The sequence below is a fragment of the Lysobacter sp. CCNWLW3 genome (genome assembly GCF_036697405.1).
Classification (GTDB): Bacteria; Pseudomonadota; Gammaproteobacteria; order Xanthomonadales; family Xanthomonadaceae; genus Lysobacter.
In genome coordinates, this window is record NZ_JBAHWA010000005.1 from 209,208 (window position 1) to 233,168 (window position 23,961).

Annotated in this window: 25 protein-coding genes; 14 read left to right on the plus strand and 11 right to left on the minus strand. The window is 70.8% G+C overall.

Annotation, left to right across the window (positions count from 1 at the left end; translation table 11 throughout):
- Positions 1 to 4 precede the first annotated feature (4 nt).
- From V1318_RS11245 to V1318_RS11260, 4 genes are all read left to right on the plus strand, one after another.
- Positions 5 to 973 carry a diguanylate cyclase gene (locus tag V1318_RS11245; protein WP_332939758.1) on the plus strand — a complete coding sequence of 323 codons (969 nt, stop codon included), beginning with the start codon at positions 5 to 7 and terminating at the stop codon, positions 971 to 973.
- Between the two features lie 84 nt (positions 974 to 1,057).
- Positions 1,058 to 1,582: a class I SAM-dependent methyltransferase gene (locus V1318_RS11250; protein WP_332939759.1), complete on the plus strand. Its 525-nt coding sequence runs from the start codon at positions 1,058 to 1,060 to the stop codon at positions 1,580 to 1,582.
- A 313-nt stretch (positions 1,583 to 1,895) separates the two neighbouring features.
- On the plus strand, positions 1,896 to 4,178 hold the full coding sequence (locus V1318_RS11255) for a hypothetical protein (protein ID WP_332939760.1): 2,283 nt from the start codon (positions 1,896 to 1,898) through the stop codon (positions 4,176 to 4,178).
- Between the two features lie 45 nt (positions 4,179 to 4,223).
- On the plus strand, positions 4,224 to 6,092 hold the full coding sequence (locus tag V1318_RS11260) for a hypothetical protein (RefSeq protein ID WP_332939761.1): 1,869 nt from the start codon (positions 4,224 to 4,226) through the stop codon (positions 6,090 to 6,092).
- Positions 6,093 to 6,104: 12 nt separating this feature from the next.
- Here V1318_RS11260 and V1318_RS11265 read toward each other — a convergent pair whose 3' ends face one another.
- Both V1318_RS11265 and V1318_RS11270 read right to left on the minus strand, forming a co-directional pair.
- Entirely contained in the window at positions 6,105 to 7,244 is a 1,140-nt protein-coding gene (locus V1318_RS11265) for a DUF1501 domain-containing protein (protein WP_332939762.1), read from the minus strand.
- A 1-nt stretch (position 7,245) separates the two neighbouring features.
- Complete coding sequence (locus tag V1318_RS11270) at positions 7,246 to 8,673, minus strand: DUF1800 domain-containing protein (RefSeq protein ID WP_332939763.1); 1,428 nt, start codon at positions 8,671 to 8,673, stop codon at positions 7,246 to 7,248.
- Positions 8,674 to 8,882: 209 nt separating this feature from the next.
- Between V1318_RS11270 and V1318_RS11275 the strand changes: the two genes are divergently transcribed.
- On the plus strand, positions 8,883 to 10,256 hold the full coding sequence (locus V1318_RS11275; RefSeq protein ID WP_332939764.1) for an amino acid permease: 1,374 nt from the start codon (positions 8,883 to 8,885) through the stop codon (positions 10,254 to 10,256).
- A gap of 121 nt (positions 10,257 to 10,377) precedes the next feature.
- Here the strand turns inward: V1318_RS11275 and V1318_RS11280 are convergent, their stop codons facing one another.
- Positions 10,378 to 10,626: a DUF3297 family protein gene (locus tag V1318_RS11280; RefSeq protein WP_332939765.1), complete on the minus strand. Its 249-nt coding sequence runs from the start codon at positions 10,624 to 10,626 to the stop codon at positions 10,378 to 10,380.
- A gap of 89 nt (positions 10,627 to 10,715) precedes the next feature.
- The gene (locus V1318_RS11285; RefSeq protein ID WP_332939766.1) at positions 10,716 to 11,030 is read right to left on the minus strand and encodes a DUF3247 family protein; all 315 of its coding nucleotides are present in this window, start codon (positions 11,028 to 11,030) and stop codon (positions 10,716 to 10,718) included.
- A gap of 149 nt (positions 11,031 to 11,179) precedes the next feature.
- Between V1318_RS11285 and V1318_RS11290 the strand changes: the two genes are divergently transcribed.
- Positions 11,180 to 11,725: a hypothetical protein gene (locus V1318_RS11290; RefSeq protein WP_332939767.1), complete on the plus strand. Its 546-nt coding sequence runs from the start codon at positions 11,180 to 11,182 to the stop codon at positions 11,723 to 11,725.
- A gap of 21 nt (positions 11,726 to 11,746) precedes the next feature.
- Here V1318_RS11290 and msrB read toward each other — a convergent pair whose 3' ends face one another.
- Positions 11,747 to 12,214, minus strand: a complete 468-nt coding sequence (gene msrB / locus V1318_RS11295; RefSeq protein WP_332939768.1) for a peptide-methionine (R)-S-oxide reductase MsrB — start codon at positions 12,212 to 12,214, stop codon at positions 11,747 to 11,749.
- A 311-nt stretch (positions 12,215 to 12,525) separates the two neighbouring features.
- On the opposite strand from msrB, the gene V1318_RS11300 reads away from it, so the two are divergent.
- Positions 12,526 to 12,735: a cold-shock protein gene (locus tag V1318_RS11300; RefSeq protein WP_055904688.1), complete on the plus strand. Its 210-nt coding sequence runs from the start codon at positions 12,526 to 12,528 to the stop codon at positions 12,733 to 12,735.
- A 114-nt stretch (positions 12,736 to 12,849) separates the two neighbouring features.
- Here the strand turns inward: V1318_RS11300 and V1318_RS11305 are convergent, their stop codons facing one another.
- From V1318_RS11305 to V1318_RS11325, 5 genes are all read right to left on the minus strand, one after another.
- The gene (locus V1318_RS11305; RefSeq protein ID WP_332939769.1) at positions 12,850 to 14,208 is read right to left on the minus strand and encodes an MATE family efflux transporter; all 1,359 of its coding nucleotides are present in this window, start codon (positions 14,206 to 14,208) and stop codon (positions 12,850 to 12,852) included.
- A gap of 92 nt (positions 14,209 to 14,300) precedes the next feature.
- Positions 14,301 to 14,771 carry a MaoC family dehydratase gene (locus tag V1318_RS11310; protein ID WP_332939770.1) on the minus strand — a complete coding sequence of 157 codons (471 nt, stop codon included), beginning with the start codon at positions 14,769 to 14,771 and terminating at the stop codon, positions 14,301 to 14,303.
- Between the two features lie 13 nt (positions 14,772 to 14,784).
- On the minus strand, positions 14,785 to 15,249 hold the full coding sequence (locus V1318_RS11315; RefSeq protein ID WP_332939771.1) for a PaaI family thioesterase: 465 nt from the start codon (positions 15,247 to 15,249) through the stop codon (positions 14,785 to 14,787).
- A gap of 27 nt (positions 15,250 to 15,276) precedes the next feature.
- Entirely contained in the window at positions 15,277 to 15,846 is a 570-nt protein-coding gene (locus tag V1318_RS11320) for a TetR/AcrR family transcriptional regulator (protein ID WP_332939772.1), read from the minus strand.
- Positions 15,847 to 15,915: 69 nt separating this feature from the next.
- The gene (locus tag V1318_RS11325) at positions 15,916 to 16,173 is read right to left on the minus strand and encodes a hypothetical protein (RefSeq protein WP_332939773.1); all 258 of its coding nucleotides are present in this window, start codon (positions 16,171 to 16,173) and stop codon (positions 15,916 to 15,918) included.
- Here V1318_RS11325 and V1318_RS11330 point away from each other — a divergent pair.
- Positions 16,172 to 16,816 carry a hypothetical protein gene (locus V1318_RS11330; RefSeq protein WP_332939774.1) on the plus strand — a complete coding sequence of 215 codons (645 nt, stop codon included), beginning with the start codon at positions 16,172 to 16,174 and terminating at the stop codon, positions 16,814 to 16,816. The genes V1318_RS11325 and V1318_RS11330 overlap by 2 nt on opposite strands.
- Positions 16,817 to 16,956: 140 nt before the next feature.
- Positions 16,957 to 17,388 carry a PepSY domain-containing protein gene (locus tag V1318_RS11335; RefSeq protein WP_332939775.1) on the plus strand — a complete coding sequence of 144 codons (432 nt, stop codon included), beginning with the start codon at positions 16,957 to 16,959 and terminating at the stop codon, positions 17,386 to 17,388.
- Positions 17,389 to 17,451: 63 nt separating this feature from the next.
- Here the strand turns inward: V1318_RS11335 and V1318_RS11340 are convergent, their stop codons facing one another.
- Complete coding sequence (locus V1318_RS11340) at positions 17,452 to 18,729, minus strand: MFS transporter (protein WP_332939776.1); 1,278 nt, start codon at positions 18,727 to 18,729, stop codon at positions 17,452 to 17,454.
- Positions 18,730 to 19,103: 374 nt separating this feature from the next.
- Between V1318_RS11340 and V1318_RS11345 the strand changes: the two genes are divergently transcribed.
- The 5 genes from V1318_RS11345 (at position 19,104) to V1318_RS11365 (ending at position 23,955) form a co-directional block, all read left to right on the plus strand.
- Positions 19,104 to 20,753 (plus strand): M28 family metallopeptidase, encoded by a 1,650-nt coding sequence (locus V1318_RS11345; protein WP_332939777.1) that lies wholly within the window; start codon positions 19,104 to 19,106, stop codon positions 20,751 to 20,753.
- Positions 20,754 to 20,813: 60 nt separating this feature from the next.
- Positions 20,814 to 21,344 carry a GNAT family N-acetyltransferase gene (locus V1318_RS11350; RefSeq protein WP_332939778.1) on the plus strand — a complete coding sequence of 177 codons (531 nt, stop codon included), beginning with the start codon at positions 20,814 to 20,816 and terminating at the stop codon, positions 21,342 to 21,344.
- Between the two features lie 121 nt (positions 21,345 to 21,465).
- On the plus strand, positions 21,466 to 22,128 hold the full coding sequence (locus V1318_RS11355) for a DsbA family oxidoreductase (protein WP_332939779.1): 663 nt from the start codon (positions 21,466 to 21,468) through the stop codon (positions 22,126 to 22,128).
- 130 nt (positions 22,129 to 22,258) lie between these two features.
- A complete protein-coding gene (locus V1318_RS11360; RefSeq protein WP_332939780.1) occupies positions 22,259 to 23,266 on the plus strand; it encodes a methionine ABC transporter ATP-binding protein in 1,008 nt (335 codons plus the stop codon).
- Positions 23,263 to 23,955, plus strand: coding sequence for a methionine ABC transporter permease (locus tag V1318_RS11365; protein ID WP_332939781.1), 693 nt, complete (start codon positions 23,263 to 23,265; stop codon positions 23,953 to 23,955). Before V1318_RS11360 ends, V1318_RS11365 begins: the two co-directional genes overlap by 4 nt.
- Positions 23,956 to 23,961 lie beyond the last annotated feature (6 nt).

Sequence of the window (23,961 nt, forward strand, 5' to 3'; positions counted from 1 at the left end):
GGAGATGAACGTGATCTTGTTCGACGTGGAAGCGTTGCCCGGGACGGCGGCTGCTTCGCGACGCGCGCGCCTGCTGGTGGTGGACGACCAACCCATCAACATCCGCGCCCTGCACGAAGTGTTTTCCGACGACCACGACGTGTTCATGGCCACCAACGGCGCGCAGGCGCTGGCGTTCTGCCGCCAGACCCCGCCCGACCTGGTGCTGCTGGACGTGGTCATGCCCGACCTCAGCGGCCTGGAAGTGTGCCGCGCGCTCAAGGCCGATCCGGAGACCCAGAGCATTCCGGTGATCTTCGTCACCAGCCTGGACGATCCGGCCGAAGAAGCCGCGTGCTGGGACGCCGGCGGGGTGGACTTCATCACCAAGCCGATCAATGCGCTGACCGTGCGCAACCGCGTGCGCGCGCACCTGACCCTGAAGCAGCAGTCCGATCTGCTGCGGCGCATGGCCTGGGTCGACGGTCTCACCGGCGTCGCCAACCGGCGCCAGTTCGACGAACGCCTGGAGCGCGAGTGGCAGCGCTGCCGCCGCGGCGGCCAGCCGCTGTCGGCGGGCATCATCGATATCGACCACTTCAAGGCCTACAACGACACCTACGGCCATCTCGCCGGCGACGATTGCCTGCGCCAGGTCGCCGCGGCGATCGAAAGCAGCCTGTCGCGGCCCGGCGACCTGGTCGCGCGCACCGGCGGTGAGGAGTTCACCTGCCTGCTGCCCGAGATCGATCTGAACGGCGCGCGCATCGTGGTCGAGAACGTGGAGCGCGCGGTGCGCGCGCTGGGCATTTCGCACGCGGCCAGCGAACACGGCACGGTCACCGTCAGCATCGGCGTGGCGACCGCGCTGCCGGCCGGCGAGGACACCGCCGAGGGCCTGCTCAATCGCGCCGACAGCGGCCTGTACCGGGCCAAGCGCGGCGGCCGCGCGCGCGTGCGCAGCGACGAGGGCCCGGGCGCGGCGGCCGGTTGAACGCGATCATCGCGATGGCGCCGGCCGCAGCCGCATGTCCGCCGGCGCGCCCGCCCAGTGCGGCCGCGACGTGACCGGCTCCGCATGAGCGCCGCCGGGCGCGTACCCGAGCGCTTGAGCTGGATGCTCGATGTGCTCGATCCGCAGCCCGCCGACGCGGTGCTGGAGCTGGGCTGCGGCAACGGCGTGCTGGCCGCGCTGCTGCTGCCGCGTTTGCCGCGTGGGCGCTATCTCGGCCTCGATCGCTCCTCGACCGCGATCGCGGCGGCGGTGTGGCGCAACTCCGATGCCGTGGCCTCGGGGGCGGCGGGCTTCCGCGTGGTCGAGGTCGCCAAGGCCGAGCCGGAACGGCGCTACCAGCGCATCGTCGCGGTCAATCTCAACGGGTTCTGGACCGGCGCCGCGCCGGAGCTGGCGCGCGTGCGCGACTGGCTGGCCCCGCGCGGGCGCTTGTATCTGGCTTATCAGCCGCCGGGCGCGGACGCGCTGACGCGCATCGAAGCCGGTTTGCGCGACAACCTCGCGCGTCAGGGTTATGCGGTGGTCGCGACGGAGCGCGCGCCGCTGCGCCCGGTGCCGGCGCTGTGCGTGATCGCCGGCGCCGACTGAGGCGCCCCCAGACCTGGCCGACAACCGGCGTGGCGCTGGCGACGCGGCGACGAGGCCGGGCGCCGCATTCGCAGCGTGGACGGCGTGGAAGCGGCCGCCGCGGCCTGTTCGCCCGCCCGCGCCGGGTCTGAGCCGTTGGCGGGGGAGCGCTTGCGGCCGGCGTCCGGACGCGCGCGTATCGGTGACAGCGGGCACGCGATAAGTGGATACTCGGTCACGCTCGGGCCGCGGGGAAGGCGGCCCGATTCCGCGCCCGATCGCCCGGACCCGCAGGCCCGGGCGTACTCCTACCCGACTCCAAGGAAAGGTCGTCATGAGCAAGATCGCGATACCCGATCTGGTCGAAAAGCTGGCCGGCGCCGCCGCCAAACCGCTCAAGGATTCCTCGCTCAAGACCGAGCTGCTGAGCTACGACAAGGGCGCGGAAACCACCGCCCAGAGCGGCAGCATCAAGGCCGTGTTCGGCGTCACCGCGGCCGCCGCGATCCACCTGTACAACAGCGCCGACGACATCGACGACGACGGCGTGATCGGCAACCGCGGCGAGGCCGTCGATCCGGCCAAGGCCAGCACCGACTGGCGCCCGCAGCTCGTTTTCCAGCCCGGCAACGCCTGGCTCAAGTACTCCCTGAGCGCGGCCGCCACCGCCAAGGCCACGGCCAAGATCGGCACCGCCGGCGGCAGCATCGGCGGCGACCGTTCGCTGCGCCTGCTGTGCTACAAGCGCCACGACGCCGCGGTGCGGATCGGCGAGGCGGTGCTGGCCGACGTCGACGAAATCGCCAGCGTGCTGTCCGCGTCCGAGATCGCCGGCTTGAGCGTGGGCGAAGCGGTTGCGCTGAAGTCGCGCGGCAAGCTCACCGCCACCCTGAGCATCAGCTGGTCGGACATTTTCTCCACCTCGCTGCACGGGCTGACCGACGTGCTCGGCGCCGATCGCGCCGGCGCGTTTCTGATCAACGTCGGCGCCAGCGCCAGTGCCAGCTTCACCGCCACGATCGACGACGATTTCAGCCTGAGCTTCGTGCGCGAGCGCGCCTCCGGCGATCGCGCGTTCCGGGTCGCGCTGCGCAAGAGCGCGGTCCACGACGCCCGCTTCGAAGCCAAGGCCGGCGTGCAGATCGAATTCGCCGATCCGGCCGCGGTGGAGAAGGTGCTGGCTTCGGTCGTGGCCGGCGTATTGGACGCGCCGGCCGCGGCGCTGAAGGCGATCGACGAGGCGACTTCGCTGGAGCGGGTGCCGCAGCGCTATCGGCCGGTCGCCGAAGCCCTGGCCGAACGCTTCGGCCTGGACGAGGCCAACCCGCTGCCGAAGCTGAAGAAGAAGCTGCAGGAGCTCAGCGAACTGTTGAGCGAGCGCGTGACCCAGATCGCCAAGACCAAGGTCAGCCTGGGCTTCAGCTACGAATACATGCGCCTGGCCAGCGAAGCCTCACTGCTCGAGGCCACTTTGTCGGAAGACGCGCTGGCGCGCCTGCACGGCGCCCTGCTGAGTTTCGATTTCCAGCGCGTGCTGGCGTATACCGGCTCGGGCTATGCGCTGGAGTTCTTCCTGCACCAGAAGACGGTCGAGCGCGTGCGCGCCTGGGGTTTCAGCCTCGGCGTGGGCACCTGGTTCAACCTCAAGAGCAAGCAGCTACGCAAGGACCGCTTCGTCAGCCGCCGCTACGTCTCGCCGGCCGGCGAGGCGCTTACCCGCGCCTATCTGGGCAGCACCCAGTACAGCGCCAACGCCAACACCTGGGCCACCGAATACGGCGCCGCGCTCAAGGCCGACCTGGAGCAGGCGCGCGCGCCGCAGCAGACCGCCGCGCGCGACTTCAAGTGCGGCCTGCAGCTGTGGTGGGAGGAAAGCCGGATCAAGACCGCGACCGAGCTGGCGCGCGTGGTCGACGACGCGGTGCTGTGGGGCGTGATCGACGCCGCCGCGGCGCCCGCGCTGGAGGCGCAGCTGCAGGGCGCGCTGGGATCGGCGGGCGAGTGCAAGCCGCGCCTGAGCGTGATGCTCAGCGATCACGGCCTGCGCCAGGCGATGCGCGCATTCGCCGGCGCCGACGATGCGGCCTGGGCGCGCCATGCCGCGCGCGCCTTGCCCTGGTACGCCAAGCAATCCGCGCGCGCGAGCTGCGCCAGCCGCGAGGCGGTCTACGCGCCGCTGTTCGAGGCCTACCGGCGCCGTCCCGACGCCAGCGGCAGCGCGCTCAAGCAGCTGATCGCCAAGAGCCTGCGCGACTACGGCGGCGGCCTGGCCGGGCAGGAGTCGATAGGCGAAACGCCGTGGACGGTGTATCAGGTGCTGCTGCGCTCGGACGTCGATCAGCGCCGTTTCTGGAGCCGCTGGGAGCGGCTGCGCAGCGGCGCGGCGCGCATGACCGATCTGTTGGAAGTGCGCGGCGACTGGAACGATTTCGACGACAACTTCGCGATGCTGCGCGGGGTGTTCGAGCAGACCTTCCTGATCCGCGCCGCGGCCAGCCTGCTGGCCGAGGCGTTGCCGGCCCAGGCCCGCGACGGCAAGGCCTGCGCGAGCACGCTGAGCATCGCCTACCGCGACGGCAATCAGGACAAGAGCCTGATCGTGGGAGGCAAGGGCTGAGGCCACTCCACGGCCGCACGATTCCTTAGGGAGGAAGGAACGAGCATGAACCTGTTGCTTGAGATCGGCGCCGACGTCCTGGGCTGGATCGCCTGGGGCGCGGGCCTGCTGCTGGCATGGCTGCTCCTGCGCGTGCTGATGCGCTGGCTGGTGCGCCCGCTGGATCTGCGCCTGAGCCTGGAACCCGCGCCCTCGGGCCAGGCCAGCACCCTGGTGGTGCTGGTGCACGGCATGCCGGGCCTGGGCCGTTTCCGCGGCGCCCTGGACCTGGTCGCGCGCGCGATGCCGGAGGCGGACCGCCTGATCGTCGATTACCGCGGCGGTTGGATACGCGGCTATACCAGCAACGCCGACGCCCTGGAGATCGCCGACGCGATCGAGCAGGGCATCCACAGCGAGTTCAAGCGCGGCCAGTACGAGCGCGTGATCCTGCTGGGCTACAGCGCCGGCGCGGCCCTGCTGCGCAAGGCCCTGGTCTGGGCCTACGGCCAGGAGGAGGACCGCGCCGCGTTCGGCCGCCGCGGCAAGCGCGACTGGGTCGACCGCAGCGAACGCTTGGTGCTGCTGGCCGGCATGAACCGCGGTTGGACGGTGAGCCCGCGGCCCCGCGCCATGGGCTGGCCGACCTGCTGGTTCATCCGCGCCTACCATGCGCTCGCGCGCCTGCTGGGCATCGGCCGCCTGCTCCTGTCCATGCACAGCGGCTCGCCCTTCATCGCCGACACCCGCGTGCAGTGGATCCGCATCGCGCGCTCGGACGAGGTGGTGCAGGGCCGGCAGCCGTTTCCGCAGGTGATCCAGCTGATCGGCAATCGCGACGACCTGGTCAGCAAGGAGGACGGCCAGGACCTGGACACCGCCGCCGGCACGGTGTTCCGCACCATCGCCCAGACCGGGCACAAGGAGATCGGCAGCGCCCTGGGCGATGCCGGCACGCCCGCGGCGCTGGAGCGCCGGCGGCTGATCGAACTGGCCGTGCTGGGCCGCATCGACGAACTCGAACCCGACCGGGTCGAACTCAGGGAAGACCGCGAGGTCACGCGCCTGGTCTACGTGATGCACGGCATCCGCGACTACGGCGACTGGACCGACAAGATCCGCGGCGAGATCGAGCGCCGCTGCGGCGACAGCGGCGAGAAGGTCGCGGTGTTCAACGCCAAGTACGGCTACTTCCCGATGGCGCGCTTCCTGCTGTACGCCGACCGTCAGCGCAACGTGCGCGATTTCATGGACCGCTACACCGAACACCTGGCGCACTACCCCAACGTGCGCGCGGTCGACTACGTGGGCCACAGCAACGGCACCTACATCCTGGCCAGCGCCCTGCAGCGCTACGTGACCATGCGCGTGCGCCGGGTGTTCTTCGCCGGCAGTGTGGTGCCCAGCGACTACCCCTGGGCGCAGCTGGTCGAGGACGGCCGGGTCGAACGGGTGATCAACGTGGTCGCCACCGCCGACTGGGTGGTCGCCTACTTCCCCAAGCTGTTCGAGCAGATCGCCGGCCTGTTCCGCATCAGCACCAGCCGCAGCTGGCTGGACCTGGGCGGTGCGGGCTTCAACGGCTTCCGCGATTCGGGCGTCGCCGCGGCGGTGGACGATCTGAAGTTCGCGGTGGGCGAGCACGGCACCGGCGTGGCGGTGGCCGAACCGGCCAAGTTGAACGCGATCGCGTCTTACGTGGTCGCCGGCGACCACGAAGGCCTGCTGGCCTTCGAGGGCGCGAGCGCGCAGAACGGGAAGATCGGGTTCTCGTCCAACCTCAGTCCGCTGGTCTGGCTGGCCCTGATCACCCTGTTGTTCCAGATCGGCCTGCTGGCCTATGTGGCGGCGGCGTTGCTCGGCCATGCCGACATCGCCGGCGCGATCGTGGCCGGTTACGTGGCGCTGGTGCTGCTGTTGCTGTATTTCGTCTGAGCCCGCGCGGGCTCAGACGACCAGGCCCTGCATCGCGCGCACCGCGCGGCTGTCCGGAAACACCTGCGTTTCCAGCGCGCTTTCGGACAGCCGCAGATGCGCGGCCAGCAGGCCCTTGAACAGACCGCGCAGGTCGGCGGTCGCGCGCAGATCGCGGCCTTCGTTGAGCGCGGACGGCGCCAGCCCCGGCCAGTCGCCGGCGATGCGCCCGCCCTTGATCGCGCCGCCGGCGAGCAGGGCCAGGCCGCCGGTGCCGTGGTCGGTGCCGGCGGTGCCGTTGACCGCGGCGGTGCGGCCGAACTCGCTGACGACGGCGATCGCGGTGCGCTCCCAGATCGGCGCCGCGCCTTGCTCGAACGCGCGCAGGCCGGCGTCGAGTTCGTCCAGCTTGCGCTTCAGCACCGCGGCCTGGTTGCTGTGGGTATCCCAACCGGAGTCCTCGACGAAGCCCAGGCGCGGCCCGTCGGCGGTGGCCATGAACCTGGCGGCCGCGGCCATCGCCTGCGGCAGGCGGCCGCCGCGCGCCTGGCCGGCGTCCATGCCCATGCCCTGGTGCTCAAGAGCGCTGGCGAAGGCGCCCGCCAGTTGCGGGTCGGCCGCGTACAGCGCCTGCAGGCGCTGCAGCAGGATCGGATTGACCTGTTCGGGCAACGGCGGCGACCAGGTCGTGGCGGCGCCGGGGCCGCGCATGATCAGGGGCATCACCGCGCTCACCGCCAGGGCTTGCCCGCCATGCATCGCGGCGACGCAGCGGTTGAGCCAGCCGGTGGCGGCGCCGCTGGCGCTGGCGGTGCCGTTCTCCAGGCAGTCCTGGGCCTCGAAATGCGAGCGCTGGCGATACGGCGGCGCGATCGCGACCACCGGCAGCAGTTGCCCGCGCGCGTACAGCGAATGCGCGTGGGCCAGCGAAGGATGCAGGGCGAAATCGGCGTTCAAGGGCCGCGCATCCTGCGGCGCCAAGGCCCCGCGCAGACGCGCGTAGGCCGCGTCGTCGCGCGGCGGCAGCACATGCAGGCCGTCGACGCCGCCGCGCAGCAGCACCACCAGCAGGCGGCGGTCGCTCGCGGCCGCGAACGCGCCCAGGCTCGGCCACAGGCTGAGCGTGAGGGCCGCGCCCGCGGCCCCGATGAAATGGCGTCGGCTCAGTCGCATTTCAGCTCCTCCATTGGAAGGCCGGGCTGGCGAACAGCAGCGCCAGTCCCTCGCGCGGCGATTCGGCGCGCCGCAGCGCGCTCAGGGTGTCGGCGTCGAGGCGATCGGCGAATACCTCGCGCGCGGTCGCCATTGGGTTCACGCGCGCCTCCGAGAGTGCGGATTCCGGCGCGGATTCCGCCAGGCCCTGCGCGGCTTGCACGCGTTTCCACAAGGCGTCCGGCCCGCTCCACTCGGCGGCCTCGTCGGCGTAGCCGGCCGGCGAGCGCGGGGTGAACGGCGGCTGGCCCATGCGCGCGAGCAGGGCGACCAGGGCGCGCGGTTTTTCGCCCGGCGTCGCGCCGCTGGCGCGCAGGGCCGAGATCACGAAATCGTCGGGCGTCTTGAACTTGCGCGCGTCCTCGCTCCAGGCCTCGGGCGCGTCGATCAGGGCCGCGTAGACGGTGGGCAGGTCGCCGCCGCTGCGCTGCCAGGCCGAGGCCAGGCGCGCGACCAGCGACGGCGGCGGCGCGTCGCCGACGAAATGGCGGGCCAGCTTGTACGACAGGTGGCGCGCGGTGGACGGATGCACCGCCAGGTCGGCGAGGATCGCGCGCCCCTGGTCCAGGCCGCCATCGGCATAGCGGCGCCCGGCCACGCTGCGCACGCCGCCTTCGTGGGCGGCCGCGCGGAACACGAAGGCCGAGGACGCCTCGCCGGCCGCGAGCTCGCGCGGCAGCGGCACGCCCCAGCCGGTGATCGCGCGCGCCAGCTCGGTGACGTCGGCCTGGGCGTAGCCGCCGTCGACGCCGAGGGTGTGCAGTTCCAGGATTTCGCGGGCGAGGTTTTCGTTCAGGCCGAGCTCGCGCTTGGGCGCGTTCGCGTTCGCGCGCGCCATGCGCCGGCGCGCGCGCTGGGCGAGCATGGAATCGGCGCCGACCGAGCGCACGTTGTCCAGGTAGCGCAGCATGCCCGGATGCGATTCCACCGCGATCAGCAGGTCGGCGTAACGCGACAGCAGGTGCGGGCGGATCGCCTCGCGCTCCATCGGCGCGGCGTACAGCGCGGCCGCGCGCTTGTCGACCGAGATCGCGAAGTGGTTGGACCAGAACCGCACCAGGCGCTCGACGAAGCCGCGTTCGCTGGCCACCGCGACCCGGTAGCGGCGGCCGAGTTCGCGTAGCTGATCGTCGCGGAAACGCTGGCCGAAGCCGGCGACCGGCTCGGTGCCCTGGTTCCGACGGCGCGCGGCCTGGCGTTCGCGGTAGTAGTCGGCCTCGCGGCGGACGTAGTCCAGGCTACCGGGCAGGTCGGCGAACTGAGTCTGCGCGCCGTCGCCGCGCAGCTGCGCGCGCAGCCAGCCGCGCGGGTCGTCGATCCGCGCCAGCTGGCCGGGCGCCGCGCCCAGGCCGAAACGATTGACCGCGCTCACGCTTTCGCGAGTGCCCATGCCGCGCTCTCCATCGGGGTCGGTCATGACAACGCAGGGCGGCGGCGCCGGTTGACGCGGGTGGCGACGCAAACCCGCCTGCGGGCCCGAAAACGCGGCCGCCGCCCCTACACCTGCGGGCCCGCATCGCGTAGGGTTGCGAGCAGTCGGCGCGCCGCGCCGCGCAACCGCAGGCCCGCGCCCGGCGCGATGGCCAGGAGACCGTGGCAATGCAGAGCGAACCGCAAGACCTCCATCGCGGCCTGGGCGAGCGACACATCCGTCTGATGGCGCTGGGCGCCGCGATCGGCGTCGGCCTGTTCCTGGGCTCGGCCAACGCGATCAAGCTGGCCGGCCCCGGCATCCTGCTGGCCTACCTGCTCGGCGGCGCGGCGATCTTCATCATCATGCGCGCGCTGGGCGAGATGGCGGTGCACAACCCGGTCGCCGGCTCGTTCAGCCGCTACGCGCGCGACTACCTGGGCCCGCTGTCGGGCTATCTCACCGGCTGGAACTACTGGTTCCTGTGGCTGGTGACCTGCGTGGCCGAGATCACCGCGGTCGGCATCTACATGCAGGTCTGGTTCCCGGGCACGCCGCAATGGGCCTGGGCGCTGGCGGCGTTGGCGGCGATGGGCTCGGTCAACCTGATCGCGGTGCGCGCCTACGGCGAGTTCGAGTTCTGGTTCGCGATGATCAAGGTCGTGACCATCGTGCTGATGATCGTCGGCGGCCTGGGCATGATCGTGCTGGGCTTCGGCAACAACGGCGTGGCCACCGGCATCTCGCACCTGTGGTCGCACGGCGGCTTCTTCCCCAACGGCGCCAAGGGCGTGCTGATGTCGCTGCAGATGGTGATGTTCGCCTATCTGGGCGTGGAGATGATCGGCCTGACCGCGGGCGAGGCCGCCAATCCGAAGAAGTCGATACCGGATGCGATCAACTCGGTGTTCTGGCGGATCGTGATCTTCTACGTCGGCGCGCTGTTCGTGATCCTGTCGATCTATCCCTGGAACGAACTGGGCACCACCGGCAGCCCGTTCGTGATGACCTTCGAGCGCCTGGGCATCCGCGAAGCCGCCGGCATCATCAATTTCGTGGTCCTGACCGCGGCCCTGTCCTCGTGCAACAGCGGCATCTTCAGCACCGCGCGCATGCTCTACAACCTGGGCCAGCAGGGCCAGGCGCCGCGCACCTTCGCCATCACCTCCAGCAGCGGCGTGCCGCGCAAGGCGGTGCTGGTGTCGGTGGCGGTGCTGCTGTTCGGCGTGCTGCTGAACTACCTGGTGCCGGAGAAGGTGTTCATCTGGGTGACCTCGATCTCGACCTTCGGCGCGATCTGGACCTGGGCGGTGATCCTGCTGTCGCACCGCAAGTTCCGCGCCGGCCTGAGCGCGGAGCAGCGCGCGGGGCTGGAGTTCAAGATGCCGCTGTACCCGATCGGCTCGTGGATCGCGCTGGCGTTCCTGGTGCTGGTGGTCGGCCTGATGGCCTACTTCCCCGACACCCGCATCGCGCTGTTCGTCGGCCCGGCCTTCCTGGTCCTGCTGGTGGTGCTGTACTACGCGCTGGGCCTGGGCAAGCGCGCGGCGGCGAACGGATAAGGCCCGACATCCGAGGCGGCGCGCGGACATTCCGCGCCGCCTCGGCAAGATGCTGGCGGCGGCTTCGCCCGGGTCGCGGACGGGGGCCGGGGCTTGCGCCCGCGCGCCGCGCCGGCGGCGCTTATTCCTTGGCCGGCGTCAGGAAGTAGGCTTCGACTTCGCCCTTGACCTTGACCGTCATCGGGTTGCCGCGACGGTCCAGGGCCTTGCCCACCGGCACCCGCACCCAGCCTTCGCTGACGCAGTATTCCTCGACGTTGTGGCGTTCCTGGCCGTTGAAGCGGATGCCGATGCCGCGTTCGAGCAGGGCGTCGTCGTGGAAGGGGCTGCGCGGGTCGTTGGACAGGCGGTCGGGCGGGGTATCGGTCATCGTCGTTATCGCTGCGGGTGGCTACGGTCGCGGCGCGCGCGTGGCGGCGCCGGCTGCACAGGATACGCGTCGCGCCGGCCGCGGTCGCCTCAGGACGGCCGCTCGCGCTGGAACCGGCGCAGTTCGACCTCGGTCAGGGGCCGGATCGCCTCGATCTCGTCCAGCCACAGGTCCTGGGCGGCGCCGTCGACGGGTTCGAGCCGGAGCACGCCGTTGAGGCCTTCCTCGTCGCCGGGGCCGTAGAAGGACTGCAGGGTCGGCAGGGCGGCGACCACGCCGGCCAGCACGCGGCCGTCGCGCATGTGCAGTTCGACCCGGGCGTCGTCGGGCAGGTCGGCGATGCGCGCTTCCAGGCGCGCGATATCGGCGGGCGCGGTGTAGACGTGGTCGGCGTTGCGGGACATGGCGGCGGCCGCTTCGGGAACTGGAGCCGACTCTAGGCCCGCGCGCCGCAAGCGCGGGTGAAGCCGCGTTCCGCGCGCGCTGCCCGGCGCCGCTTTCCATCGCCGCGTCCAGGCGGCATCCTGCCCGCCTCCCCCGCGGCGGAACCGCCATGCACCCACCCGACGACGATTACGAGAGCGACGACTACGACGGCTACGACGGCGACCTCGACGAGGCCACGCCCGAGGCCCTGGTCTGGCAGTTGCTGCTGCTGATCAACCCCGGCGACGAGGAATCGGCGCTGCAGCAGTTCGCCGACTACCGCGAGGCGCTGGCCGAAGCCGGCGAGGACAGCGACGAACCGGTGTGGCTGATCAAGGACGCGATCGACTGGAAGGCCGGCTACTACGTCGACTGGAAGGACAGCGAGTCCTTCATCGACAGCATCAACGAGCTGGCCGCGCGCTGGAACCTGCGCGTGGACTGGGGCACCGACGACCCCGCCGATCCGGACTTCCTCGACGGCACCGACGTGCCGGCGCTGATGGCCACCGCCCACGACCGCCTGCGCGAGCACGGCTACACCCTGTGGACCTGGAACACCGGCACCGACAGCCATGCCGGCTGGATCGCCCTGCGCCGCGACGACGAGGCCATGCAGGTGCTGACCACCGCGCTCGGGATCGAGGCGCGGCCGGGCAGCGACGCGTTCTGAGGCCGGCGCCCCCAGGCGGGACTAATCCGCCGGGCTGGCCTCGGCGCCGCCGCGTCCCAGCGGATCGGGCAGGGCCTCGCCCTGGCGGCTGAACGCCAGCGAGACCGAATTCAGGCAATGGCGCTCGCCGGTCGGCGGCGGGCCGTCCGGGAACACGTGGCCGAGGTGGCTGCCGCAGCGCGCGCACACGATCTCGTCGCGGACCATGCCGTAGCGGGTGTCGCGCACGGTGCGCACGTGCTCGGGGTGATAGGGCGCGAAGAAGCTGGGCCAGCCGGTGCCGGAGTCGAACTTGGTGCTGGAGCGGAACAGCGGCAGGCCGCAGAACCGGCAGGTGTAGACGCCGTCCAGCTTGTTGTCCAGGAACACCCCGCAGAACGGCGCCTCGGTGCCGTGATGGAGCAGGACCTGGCTCTCCTCGGGGCTCAGTTTCGCGCTGAGCTCGCGCCGTTGGGCCTCGCTGGGCGGGGTCAGGTCGAAGGCGGTCATGGCGGACTCCGGGCGTCGGTGGGCTGTCCGGAATGGTACGCAAGCCCGTCCCTGCTGGCGCGCAGGGCCCGGGAACGCTGTTTCCCAGCCCTGTTCAGCTGAACGGGGAGGGCCCCTCCCGCACGCAGCATTTGCATTTCCGCCAGAAGCGGACTAGCGTATCGAGTGCTGTGTTCGTCAAGGGTCACCATGAACCGTGGCCCGATGCCGTAGATCCCAGATCCGCCCATCGTTGCACCAGGCTTCCTCCTTGCAACCAGCATCAAGGCCGCGTAGGCGGCATTCCCATTACGTTTCAAGGAGCAAGCAAAATGTCGAACCGTGAATTCGGTACGGTCAAGTGGTTCAACGATGCCAAGGGCTTCGGCTTCATCAGCCGTGAGAACGGCGAAGACGTGTTCGTGCACTTCCGCGCGATCGAGTCGCAGGGCTTCAAGAGCCTGCAGGAAGGCCAGAAGGTCTCCTTCACCGTCACCCAGGGCCAGAAGGGCCTGCAGGCTGAATCGGTGCAGGCGGTCTGAACCGCTTAAGGGCCGCGCCCTAGGGCGCGATCCGAAACGAAAAGCCCGGCTTCGGCCGGGCTTTTTGTTTGTGCGCGATCCGGGGCGGCGATCGGCGGGTCCCGGCCGGCGCGCTCAAGCCGGCACGGGCGCGGCCATGCGGCTGTCGGCCTGGCGCAACGCGCGCAGCAACAGCACCACGCTGAGGATCGCCTGCAGGGTCACCGAGGCCACCGACAGCAGCCACAGCTGACGCAGTTCGAAGTCCGGCCGGGTCGACAGCCAGATCGCCGGCAGGGCGAAGGTCAGCACGCGGCTGGCGCTGCTGAGGAAGGCCGGCAGGGTGTTGCCCAGGGCCTGGAACATGCCCGAGCAGGTGAAGATCAGCCCCGAGGCGACGAAGTTCAGCGAGATGATGCTCAGGAACTGCACCGCCACCGCGATCACCGCGGCTTCCTGGGTGAAGGCGCTCACCAGCCAGTCCGGACGCCACTGGCACAGCGCGGTCAGGCCCAGCATCAGCGCGCCGCCGATCGCGACGGCGGCATGGAAGGTCGCGCGCACCCGCTCGGGCCGGCGCGCGCCGACGTTCTGCCCGGCCACCGGCGCGGTCGCGAAAGCCACCGCCATCGCCGGCAGGAAGATCGCCTGCATCACCCGCTGGCCGATGCCGAAACCGGCCTGGGCCTCGGCGCCGAAGCCGCGGATCGTCCAATAGATCACCGCCATGTAGACGAACATCAGCGCGAACTCGCCGCCCGGCGGCAGGCCGATGCGCAGGATCCGCTTCCACACCGCGAGGCGGGCGTGGAACTGGCTGGGATCGAAGCCGACGTATTTCTCCAGGCGCGCGAAGTACAGCGCCATCATCAGCACGCCGGCCGCGACCGAGATCGAGGTCGCCAGGCCCGCGCCGGCCACGCCCATCGGCTTGCCGGTCAGCCAGCCGGCGATCAGCACCGGCGCCAGGATCGCGTTGAGGACCACGGTCAGCATCTGCACCACCATGGTCGGCTTGGCGATGCCGGTGCCGCGCAGCGCCGAGCCCATCGCGATCTGGGCGAACTGCAGCGCCAGGCCGGGCAGGAACCAGTACAGATAGTCGATGCCGGCCTGGGTGGTCGCGGCGTCGGCGCCGAGCGTGCGCATGTAGGCGCCGCCCAGCGCATAGCCGCCGACCAGGGTGATCGCGGTGCAGGTCAGCGCCAGCAGCAGGCTCTGGTTGAACACCAGGTTGGCGTCCTCGCGGTCCTTGCGCCCGACCGCGTGCGAGATCAGCGCCATCGTGCCCACGCCCAGGATCTGGGTCAGCGCCATCACGATGAACTGGACGTTGCCGGCCGCGCCGACGCCGGCGATCGCGGCGTCGCCCAGGCGCGCGACGAAGTACAGGTCGATCAGGAAGTACAGGGTCTGGAACAGCATGCCGATCATGATCGGCGCAGCCATCCGCAGCACGTGTTTGGGAATCGAGCCCTGGGTCAGGTCTTGCATGGCGACGCCCTTGTCTGCGATGCGCGGACGTTAGCGCGCGCCGGCCGCGCGCGCCATGGCCGCAAGGCACGGTTCGGCGCGGGCGGCGTCGCTTAGCCGGTCGCGCGCGGACGCCGGAACACGACCAGCTTGCCGGTGAAGGCCTGCACCACCTCGCCGCGCTGGTTGCGAGTCTCGTTGCGGACCACGACCAGGCCGCGGTCCGGCCGCGAGCGCGAAGGCGAGACCTCGACGATCTCGCTGTGCACCTGCAGGGTGTCGCCCGGCCGGGTCGGGCGCGGCCAGGCGATCTCGGCGCCGGCGCCGATCAGGCCGCCGGCGGGGATGCCGCGATCGACCAGCAAGCGCATGGTGATCGCCGCGGTATGCCAGCCGCTCGCGGCCAGGCCCTCGAACAGGCTGGCGCGCGCGGCCGTGTCGTCGAGGTGGAAGGGCTGCGGATCGAACTCGCGCGCGAAGGCTTTGATCTGCGCTTCGCTGACGGTATAGCGGTCGGTTTCGAAACGCTGGCCGACCGCGAGGTCGTCCAGGTAGAGGCCGTCGTCGGGGCTGTCGCTATGCATGTGCGGTCCTGGTTCAGCGCTTGCGTTCGAACACCAGCAACGTCGAGGTCGCCGAGGCGTACAAACGCCCCTGCGCATCGGTGAGCCGGCCTTCGGCGAAGGCCACGCGCTTGCCGATCGACAGCAGCTTGGCTTCGGCGCGCACCGGGCCGGTGTCGGAGGTCATCGCGCGGTGATAGGCGATCTTGAGTTCCAGCGTGGTGTAGGCCTGCTGCGCGCTGAGCGCGCTGTGCGCGGCGCAGCCGCAGGCCGAATCCAGCAGGGTCGCGGCGTAACCGCCGTGGATCACGCCCAGCGGGTTGTAGGCGTGCGGACCGGGCGTGCCGGCGAACACCGCGCGGCCTTCGTCGACCTCGGCGAGGACGAAGCCCAGGGTCTCGCCGATCGGCGGCGGGCGGCCGGCGGCGAGCAGGGCGCGCAGGGTGTCCAGGCCGTTGAGGCCGCGCAGGCTTTCGAGTTCGAACACGTTCACGGTCATCGCGGGCTCCGATCGGGCGACAGGTGATCAAGGGGAGGAGACGGCGGCCGAAACCGCCTGCAGCACTTCTTCCGACAAGGCCGGATCGTCGACGGCGCGCGCCAGCACCAGCGCCCCGACCATGCTGGCCAGGGCGGTCAGCGCGCGCTGGCGGCGTGCGGCGCGGCTGCGGCCGGGCAGCAGCGGCGTCAGCAGCTCGAGATAGGAGCGCAGCGCCTGGCCCAGGCTGCGCCGCACCGGCGGGTCCAGGCGCGCGGCGTCGGCGCCCAGCGCGGCGAAGGTGCAGCCGCGGCCGGGCTGGTCGCGGTGCGCGGTCGACAGATAGGCCGCGGCGATGCGTTGCAGCGCATGCTCGCGGTCGCGCTCGATCAGTTGGGTCCAGTAGGCCAGCGATCCGGCCAGCGCATGCTCGCAGGCCTGCGCCATCAGGTCCTGCTTGGACTCGAAGTGGCCGTAGAAGCCGCCGTGGGTGAGGCCGGCGTCGTGCATCAGTTCGGCGATGCCGATGCCGTCGTAGCCGCGTTCGCGGAACAAGCGGGCGGCGGCACCGACGATGCGCGCGCGGTTCTCGGCGGCCTGTTCGCGGCTGACTTTCATGGCGTGGCTCCGCCGGACCGCGTCCGGGCCCGGTCCGGCGATGCTAGCAGTATTCATGACGACTGACATTTAAATCCGGCGGGCGGCCGGCCCGGACGGCGCGCGCGCCTGAAAGCCGGGCAACGCGCGCGGCCGCACGCGCTGGCGCCGGTCGCCGCAGTTCGCGTCTAATCCGCAGGCCGGCGCCGCGCCGGCGACCGACCCCGGAATCGCGATGCGCCTGCTCGCCGCTGCAGCCCTCTTGATCGTCCCCTGCGCCGCCGCGTCGGCGGCCGAATCCGCGCGCGGTCCCGCGCCCGCGCCGAATTGCCTGGACGCGCGCAGCATGAGCGAAGTGCGCCAGGCCTCCGAGCGCACGCTGGCGGTGGTGCAGGCCGACGGCCGGCGCTTCCGCGTCGACCTGGGCGAGGACTGTCCGGCCGCCGCCGACGACGCGCAGGCCAGCATGCTCGCGCGCGAGGGCTGGGTCTGCGGCCGGGGCAACGAATACCTGCGCAGCGGACAGCGCCTGTGCGCGGTCGCCGCGGTGGCCGAGATCGACGCCAAGGCCTATGCCGAGCTCGCGCTGGCCAGCCATCGCCGCCACGGCGACGTGGCCACGCTGGACGCGGTCGAAGTGCGCGCGGAAAAACGCCGCGGCTTCGGCGGCTCGGTGCAGTACTGCCTCAACCCGCGTTACATGCGCGGCTGGAACGAGGACGGCAAGGGTCTGGTGGTGGAAGTGTCGCCGCAACGCTCCGGCGGCAATCGCTACTACCGCGTCGAACTCGCGCACAGCTGCCCGGAGCTGTACGACGCCACCACCATCGAACTGCGCTCGGGCATGGGCATCAGCGCGGTCTGCGGCAATCCCGGCGACGTGGTGGTCGCGGTGCCGGAGATGCGTTCGGGCGAGGGCATCGCGCGCAGCGCCGGCGCCTTGTCGCGGATCCAGTGTCCCATCGCCAGCGTGTATCCGATCGACAACTGAGCCTTCGTTGTCGCCGCCGCGACGCGTTCGTTAGCGTCGCGTGCAGGTCGCCTGAACGCGATTGCATGAACAGGCGATATTCACCGCCGGTTGCCGCAGGCGTGGCGAGACTCATTGCACCTTCCTCCAAGGAGGCTGCCATGAACCGCACCGCCGTACTTCGCACCACCGTGCTCGCGATCGCGCTGGCCGCGTCGGGCACCGTACTGGCCCAGGAGGCGCTGACCGAAGCCAAGGTCCGCGCCCAGCTGACCGAGCAGGGCTATACCCACATCAACGACATCAAGTTCCGCGACGGCGTCTGGAAAGCCGATGCGCGCAGCGCCGAGGGCAATCGCGTCGACGTGCGCCTGGATCCCGAGACCGGCCGCGTGTATCCGGACGAGCAGGTCGCCAACCTCAGCGAGGCCGACGTGCGCGCGCGCCTGGCGGTGGCCGGTTATACCAACGTGCACGACGTCGACTACGAGGACGGCATCTGGAACGCCGAGGCCGACGATCCGGCCGGCCGCGATGTCGAACTCAAGATCGATCTCAAGACCGGCCGCGTGATCGGCGCCGAAAAGGATTGATCGCGGTCCAGCGCAGTATCGGCACGGATCGCGCCGCGGCCCGCGGCGCGATCCGTGTCGCCATCACCAGGTGTCTTCCAGCATCCGCGGCCGGCAGGCCAGGTAGCCGCCGATCGCCAGCACCACCAGGCACAGGCTGAGGAAGCCGAACGGCAGCACCCAGCCGTGGCTGGTTTCGTGCAGCCAGCCGAACAGCAAGGGCCCGACGCAGCTGATGCTGTAGCCCACGCCCTGCATGAAACCCGAGAGCGCGGCCGAACCGGCCTGGCTGCGCGTGCGCAGATTGATCAGGGTCAGCGAAAGCGGGAAGGTGCTCGGCCCCAGGCCCAGCAGCGCGACCCACAGCAGGGTCGCTGACATCGGCGCCCACAGCAGCCCGGCAAAACCGCACAGATACATCACCACGCAGGCCAGCACCACCGGGAACGGATTGGCGATGCGCACCGCCAGCGCGGGCAGGGCCAGCGCCGCCACCAGGCCCAGGGTCGAGAACAGCGCGACCATGCTGCCGCCCAGCGCCGGACTGCCGCCGGCTTCGACCAGCAGTTTGGGCAGCCAGGTGAACATCGAATAGGTGATCAGCGAGGTCATGCCGAACATCAGCGCCATGCCCCAGGCCACCGACGAACGCCAGACCCGACCGCGCGGCGCGGGTGCGATCAGTTCGGGCGCCGCGTCGGCGGCGGTGACCGCGCGATCGTGCGCGTCGGCCAGCGCGCGCGCCTGCGCGGAGCGGCCGTAGCGCTCCATCCACAGCGCCGCGATCCACGGCAGCGCCGCCGCCACCGCGACCAGCGACCACGAACCCAGCGACACGCGCCAGCCCGCGGCCTGCGCCAAAGGCACGGCCGCCAGCGCGGGCAGGATCGTGCCCAACTGCAGCACGGTGATGTACAGCGAACTCACCGCGCCGACGCGATCGGCGAAGTAGCGCTTGACCAAGGGCGGCAGCACCACGTTGCCGATGCCCATGCCCGACAGCGCCACCGCCGAAGCCACCAGCAGCTGCCAGGTGTCGCCGGCGAACGCGCGCGCGAGCAAGCCCAGCGCGGCCAGGGCCATCGCGCTCAGCGCCGCGCGCTCCAGGCCGAGGCGATGCGCGATCGCCGGCGTGAGCACGCCGAACACCGCGAAGGCCGCGGTCGGCACCATGCCGAATACGCCGGTCATGGTCGGACCGAAACCGAACTCGCGGCCCAGGCTGTCCAGCAGCGGCGTCAACGAAGTCACCGCGGTGCGCAGGGTGAACGCCGACAGCACGATGCCGGCCAGCACCAGGGCGCGGCCCTGCCACAGCGAGCGCGGCCGCAGGGCCGGCGATGCGGACACGGACGCGCTCATCGCGCGGGCCGTGGCGCGTGGAAGGGGGAAATGCGGCGCAGAGCGGGGGTCATTGCGGTACGGCCATCGGGGGATGCGCGGGCCGGCAGCGTGGGCTGCCACGGGCTGCGGCGAGCGTCGGGCTCGCGTGGCGGTCGGCGGGCGCTTCGGGGTGGGGGAGCGACGACGCGGTTGCGGCCGCATCGCCGAAGGCGACAGTGTGCCGCACAAGATGAATGCGTGGCAGGGTCGCCAGGACAACGCACAGTTCCAGTCGCTGTGCGCCGAAACCACCGATTCGGCACAGTCGTCGCGCGCCCCTGACTTCCGCCGCTGGACCGGCCGATCCGCGCTCCTCTAGTATCGGCCGCACTTCGGCCCAAGGTGTTGCGTCCATGAAATTGCTGGTTGCGTCCCTGCTGTCCCTGTCGGTGTCCGCGGCCCTGGCGGCCGAAACGCCCAAGTTCGATCCCCAGCGTCTGTCCGACGAGGTCAAGACCTTGTCCTCGGACGAGTTCGAAGGTCGTGGCCCGGCCACCGCCGGCGAGACCAAGACCATCGACTACGTGGTCGCGCAGATGAAGGCCGCGGGCCTGCAGCCCGGCGGCGATCTCAAGGACGGCCAGCGCGCCTGGACCCAGGCGGTGCCGCTCAAGCGCGCCCAGATCGAAGGCACGCCGACCCTGTCGGTGGCGGTGGGCGGCAAGTCGCAGGCGCTGAGCCAGGGCGGCGAAATCGCCGTGCGCGCCGCGCTCGACGGTTCCACGTCGGTGTCGATCGCCAACGCGCCGCTGGTGTTCGCCGGTTACGGCGTCAAGGCGCCGGAGCGCGACTGGGACGACTTCAAGGGCGTCGACCTCAAGGGCAAGATCGCGGTCGTGCTGATCAACGATCCCGACTTCGAAAGCGGCGCCGGCGATTTCGGCGGCAAGGCCATGACCTACTACGGCCGCTGGACCTACAAGTACGAGGAAGCCGCGCGCCAGGGCGCGCTCGGCCTGCTGATCGTGCACGAGACCGATCCGGCCTCCTACGGCTGGGCCACGGTCAAGAACTCCAACACCAACACCATGTTCGACGTGGTGCGCGACCGTCCCGGCGCGACCCATCCGACCATGGAAGGCTGGATCCAGCGCGATTTCGCGGTCGATCTGTTCAAGCGTTCCGGCCTGGATTTCGAGGCGCTCAAGCGCCAGGCGCAGACCCGCGACTTCAAGCCGGTCGAACTCAAGGGCGCGACCCTGTCGGCGAACTACAAGGTCAAGAGCGAAGTCATCACCTCGCAGAACATCGTCGGCCGCGTCGACGGCGCCCAGCGTCCGGACGAGACCGTGATCTACAGCGCCCACTGGGATCACCTGGGCGTGGGCGCGCCCGACGCCAAGGGCGACAAGATCTACAACGGCGCGGTCGACAACGCCACCGGCACCGCGGCGCTGATCGAGATGGGCCGCGCCTTCGCCCACGGTCCCAAGCCGCAGCGTTCGGTGGTGTTCCTGGCGGTGACCGCCGAGGAGAAGGGCCTGCTGGGTTCGGAGTACTACTCGTCCAAGCCGCTGTACCCGCTGGCCAAGACCGTGGCGGTGATCAACACCGACGCGCTCGACCCGACGGGTCCCTCGCGCGACTTCACCACCTCCGGCAGCGCCAAGCAGGAACTGCTGGACGAACTGATCGACCTGGCCAAGGGCTGGAACCTGAGCTACGTCACCGATCCCAAGCCCGAAGCCGGCCACTTCTTCCGTTCCGATCACTTCCCGTTCGCCAAGCGCGGCGTGCCGGCGATCTCGTTCGGTTCCGGCGACGACAAGGTCGACGGCGGCCGCGCCGCCGGCGAAGCCGCGCAGCAGGCCTACACCGCCGACCGCTACCACCAGCCGGCCGACCAGTGGGAAGCCAGCTGGAGCTTCACCGGCATGGCGCGCGATCTGGAGCTGCTGTACACGCTGGGCAACGGCCTGGCCAACTCCAAGCGCTGGCCGAACTGGAGCCAGGATTCGGAGTTCCGCGCCGCGCGCGACGCCACGTCGGCCGAGCGCAAGTAAGCCTCATGCGCCGCCCGCTCCGGCGACGGAGCGGGCGCTGCCGCGAACCCGATCGAACCCATGAGCCACGACCTCCGACTCCGCCCCTGCGTCGCCGGCGACGAAGCCGCGCTGGCGCTGCTGGGCCAGGCCACCTTCCTGGAAACCTTCGCCGGCATCCTCGGCGGCGGCGACATCGTCCAGCATTGCCAGCGTGCGCACGCCGCGTCGGTCTATCGCGCGTGGCTGGAGGATCCGGCCTGCGCGCTGTGGCTGGCCGAGATCGCGCCCGGCGACGCGCCGGTGGGGTATGCCGTGGTCGCGCCGGCGCAGCTGCCGCTGGACGATCTCGACGCTCGCGATCTCGAACTCAAGCGCATCTATCTGCTGAGCCGTTTCCACGGCGGCGGCTGGGGCAAGCGCCTGCTCGAGGCCGCGGTGGCGCATGCGCGCGCGGCCGGTGCGCCGCGCCTGCTGCTGGGCGTGTACGCCGGCAACACGGCCGCGATCGGCTTCTACGAGCGCTGCGGCTTCCGCGCCCTGGGCACGCGCCGCTTCAATGTCGGCGGCCGCGATTACGACGACCGCATCCTGGGCCTGGCGCTGGACTGAAGCGCGTCAAGGCTGGAACGCTACGGCCCATCCATGCACGCTTGCCGCGGTTGAAGCGGCGGGCGCGACGCCGCATCTTGTAGCGATAGGGCCGCTACGGCCGCATACGCACGGTGTCGCCATGTCCAAGCCGATCAAGATCGATTTCGTTTCCGACGTTTCCTGCCCCTGGTGCGCGGTCGGCTTGAAGTCGCTGGAACAGGCGATCGCGCGCGTCGGCGACGAGGTGGCGGTCGAGCTGCACTTCCAGCCCTTCGAGCTCAATCCGCAGATGGGCCCGCAGGGCCAGGACATCGACGAGCACCTGTTCGAAAAGTACGGCTCGACCCCGGCCCAGCTCGCCCAGAACCGCGAAGTGCTGCGCCAGCGCGGCGCCGCGCTGGGCTTCGAGTTCAACCTGCGCAACCGCATCTACAACACCTTCGACGCCCACCGCCTGCTGCATTGGGCGGCGCTGGAGGGCGGCGATCATGAGCGCGAGCTCAAGCACGCCCTGCTGCGCGCCTATTTCAGCGAAGGCCGCGACGTGTCGGCGCACGAGGTCCTCGCCGAGGTCGCGGCTTCGGTCGGGCTGGATGCGGCGCGCGCGAAGGACATTCTGGCCTCGCAGGAATACGCCGAGGACGTGCGCGCGCAGGAGCGCCACTACCAGAGCCAGGGCATCAGCGCGGTGCCGTCGGTGATCATCAACGACCGTCATCTGATCCAGGGCGGCCAGCCGGTGGAGCTGTTCGAGCGCGCGCTGCGCCAGATCGCGGGCCTGGAGCCGGCGCAGGCGCCGTGATCGCGGCCGGGCCGCGCCGACGCGATGCGGCGCGCTACTGACGAAACGTTCTGACTTCATGCCCGCGCGTGCGCGACACCGTCGTCGCCACGCGCTAGGCTTGAGCGCCGCGTTCCGAGCTTCCGACTCCGTGATCGAATTCCAGCAGGCCAGAAAGTCGTACCGGAGCGCGGGCCAGGACAGCGCGGCCTTGCAGCCGCTGGATCTGCGCATCGAGGCCGGCGAGGTGTTCGGCATCATCGGCCACTCCGGCGCCGGCAAATCCACCCTGCTGCGCCTGATCAACCGCCTGGAGAGCGTCAGCGGCGGCCGCGTCCTGGTCGACGGCGACGACGTGGGCGCGCTCGACGCCGACGGCCTGCGCGCCCTGCGCCGGCGCGTGGGCATGATCTTCCAGCACTTCAATCTGCTGTCGTCCAAGACGGTGGCGGCGAACGTCGCGTTCCCGCTGGAACTGGCAGGCGTGGCCAAGGCGCAGGTAACCGCGCGCGTGGACGAGTTGCTGGCGCGGGTCGGCCTGAACGATCAGGCGCACAAGTACCCGGCGCAATTGTCGGGCGGGCAGAAGCAGCGCGTCGGCATCGCGCGCACGCTCGCCACCGGCCCCAAGATCCTGCTTTGCGACGAGGCCACCAGCGCGCTGGATCCGCAGACCACCGCCTCGGTGCTGCAACTGCTGGCCGGCATCAACCGCGAGCTCGGCCTGACCATCGTGCTGATCACCCACGAGATGGACGTGATCCGCCGCGTCTGCGACCGCGTCGCCGTGCTCGACGCCGGCACGCTGGTCGAGAGCGGCCCGGTCGGCCAGGTGTTCCTGCATCCGCGCCATCCGACCACGCGCCGCTTCGTCGCCGAGGCCGAGCACCTGGACGAAGGCGAGCTGCATCGCGACATGGCCGCGGTGCCCGGCCGCATCCTGCGCCTGAGTTTCTTCGGCGAGCAGACCTACGAGCCGTTGCTGGGCCGGGTCGCGCGCGAGTCCGGCGTCGACTACAACATCCTGGCCGGGCGCATCGACCGCATCAAGGACACGCCTTACGGCCAGCTCACCGTGTCCCTGGTCGGCGGCGACGCCGAACTCGCCCTGGCCGCGTTCGCGCGCGCCGGCGTGCACGTCGAGGAGGTGCGCCGATGACCGCCATAGCGATCTTCGCGGCCTGGTTCCCGCATCTGGACGCGGCCAAGTGGCTGGAGATCGCCCAGGCCGGCGGCGACACCTTGCTGATGCTGGCCGGGGCCCTGCCGCTGACCCTGCTGATCGGCCTGCCGCTGGGCGTGTTGCTGTTCCTGACCGCGCCGCGCCAGCTGCATGCGCGGCCCAAGCTCTACGGCGTGCTGTCGCTGCTGGTCAATCTGCTGCGCTCGGTGCCCTTCATCATCCTGATGATCGCGATGATTCCGCTGACCCTGGCCGCCATGGGCACGTCCCTGGGCGTACGCGGCGCGATCCTGCCGCTGGTGGTCGGCGCCGCGCCGTTCTACGCGCGGCTGGTCGAGACCGCGCTGCGCGAAGTCGAGCGCGGGGTGATCGAAGCCAGCCTGGCGATGGGCGCCAACACGCGCCAGATCGTGTTGCGCGTGTTGCTGCCCGAAGCGCTGCCCGGCCTGATCGCCGGCGCCACCGTCACCACCATCGCCCTGATCGGCTACACCGCCATGGGCGGCGCGATCGGCTCGGGCGGCCTGGGCGATCTGGCCTATCGCGACGGTTACCTGCGTTCGCACGGCGATGTCGCGCTGGTCACGGTGATCCTGCTGTTGATTCTGGTCCAGGCGCTGCAAAGCGCCGGCGACCGCTTGGTCGCGCGCTTCAGCCGTCGCTGAAGCCGC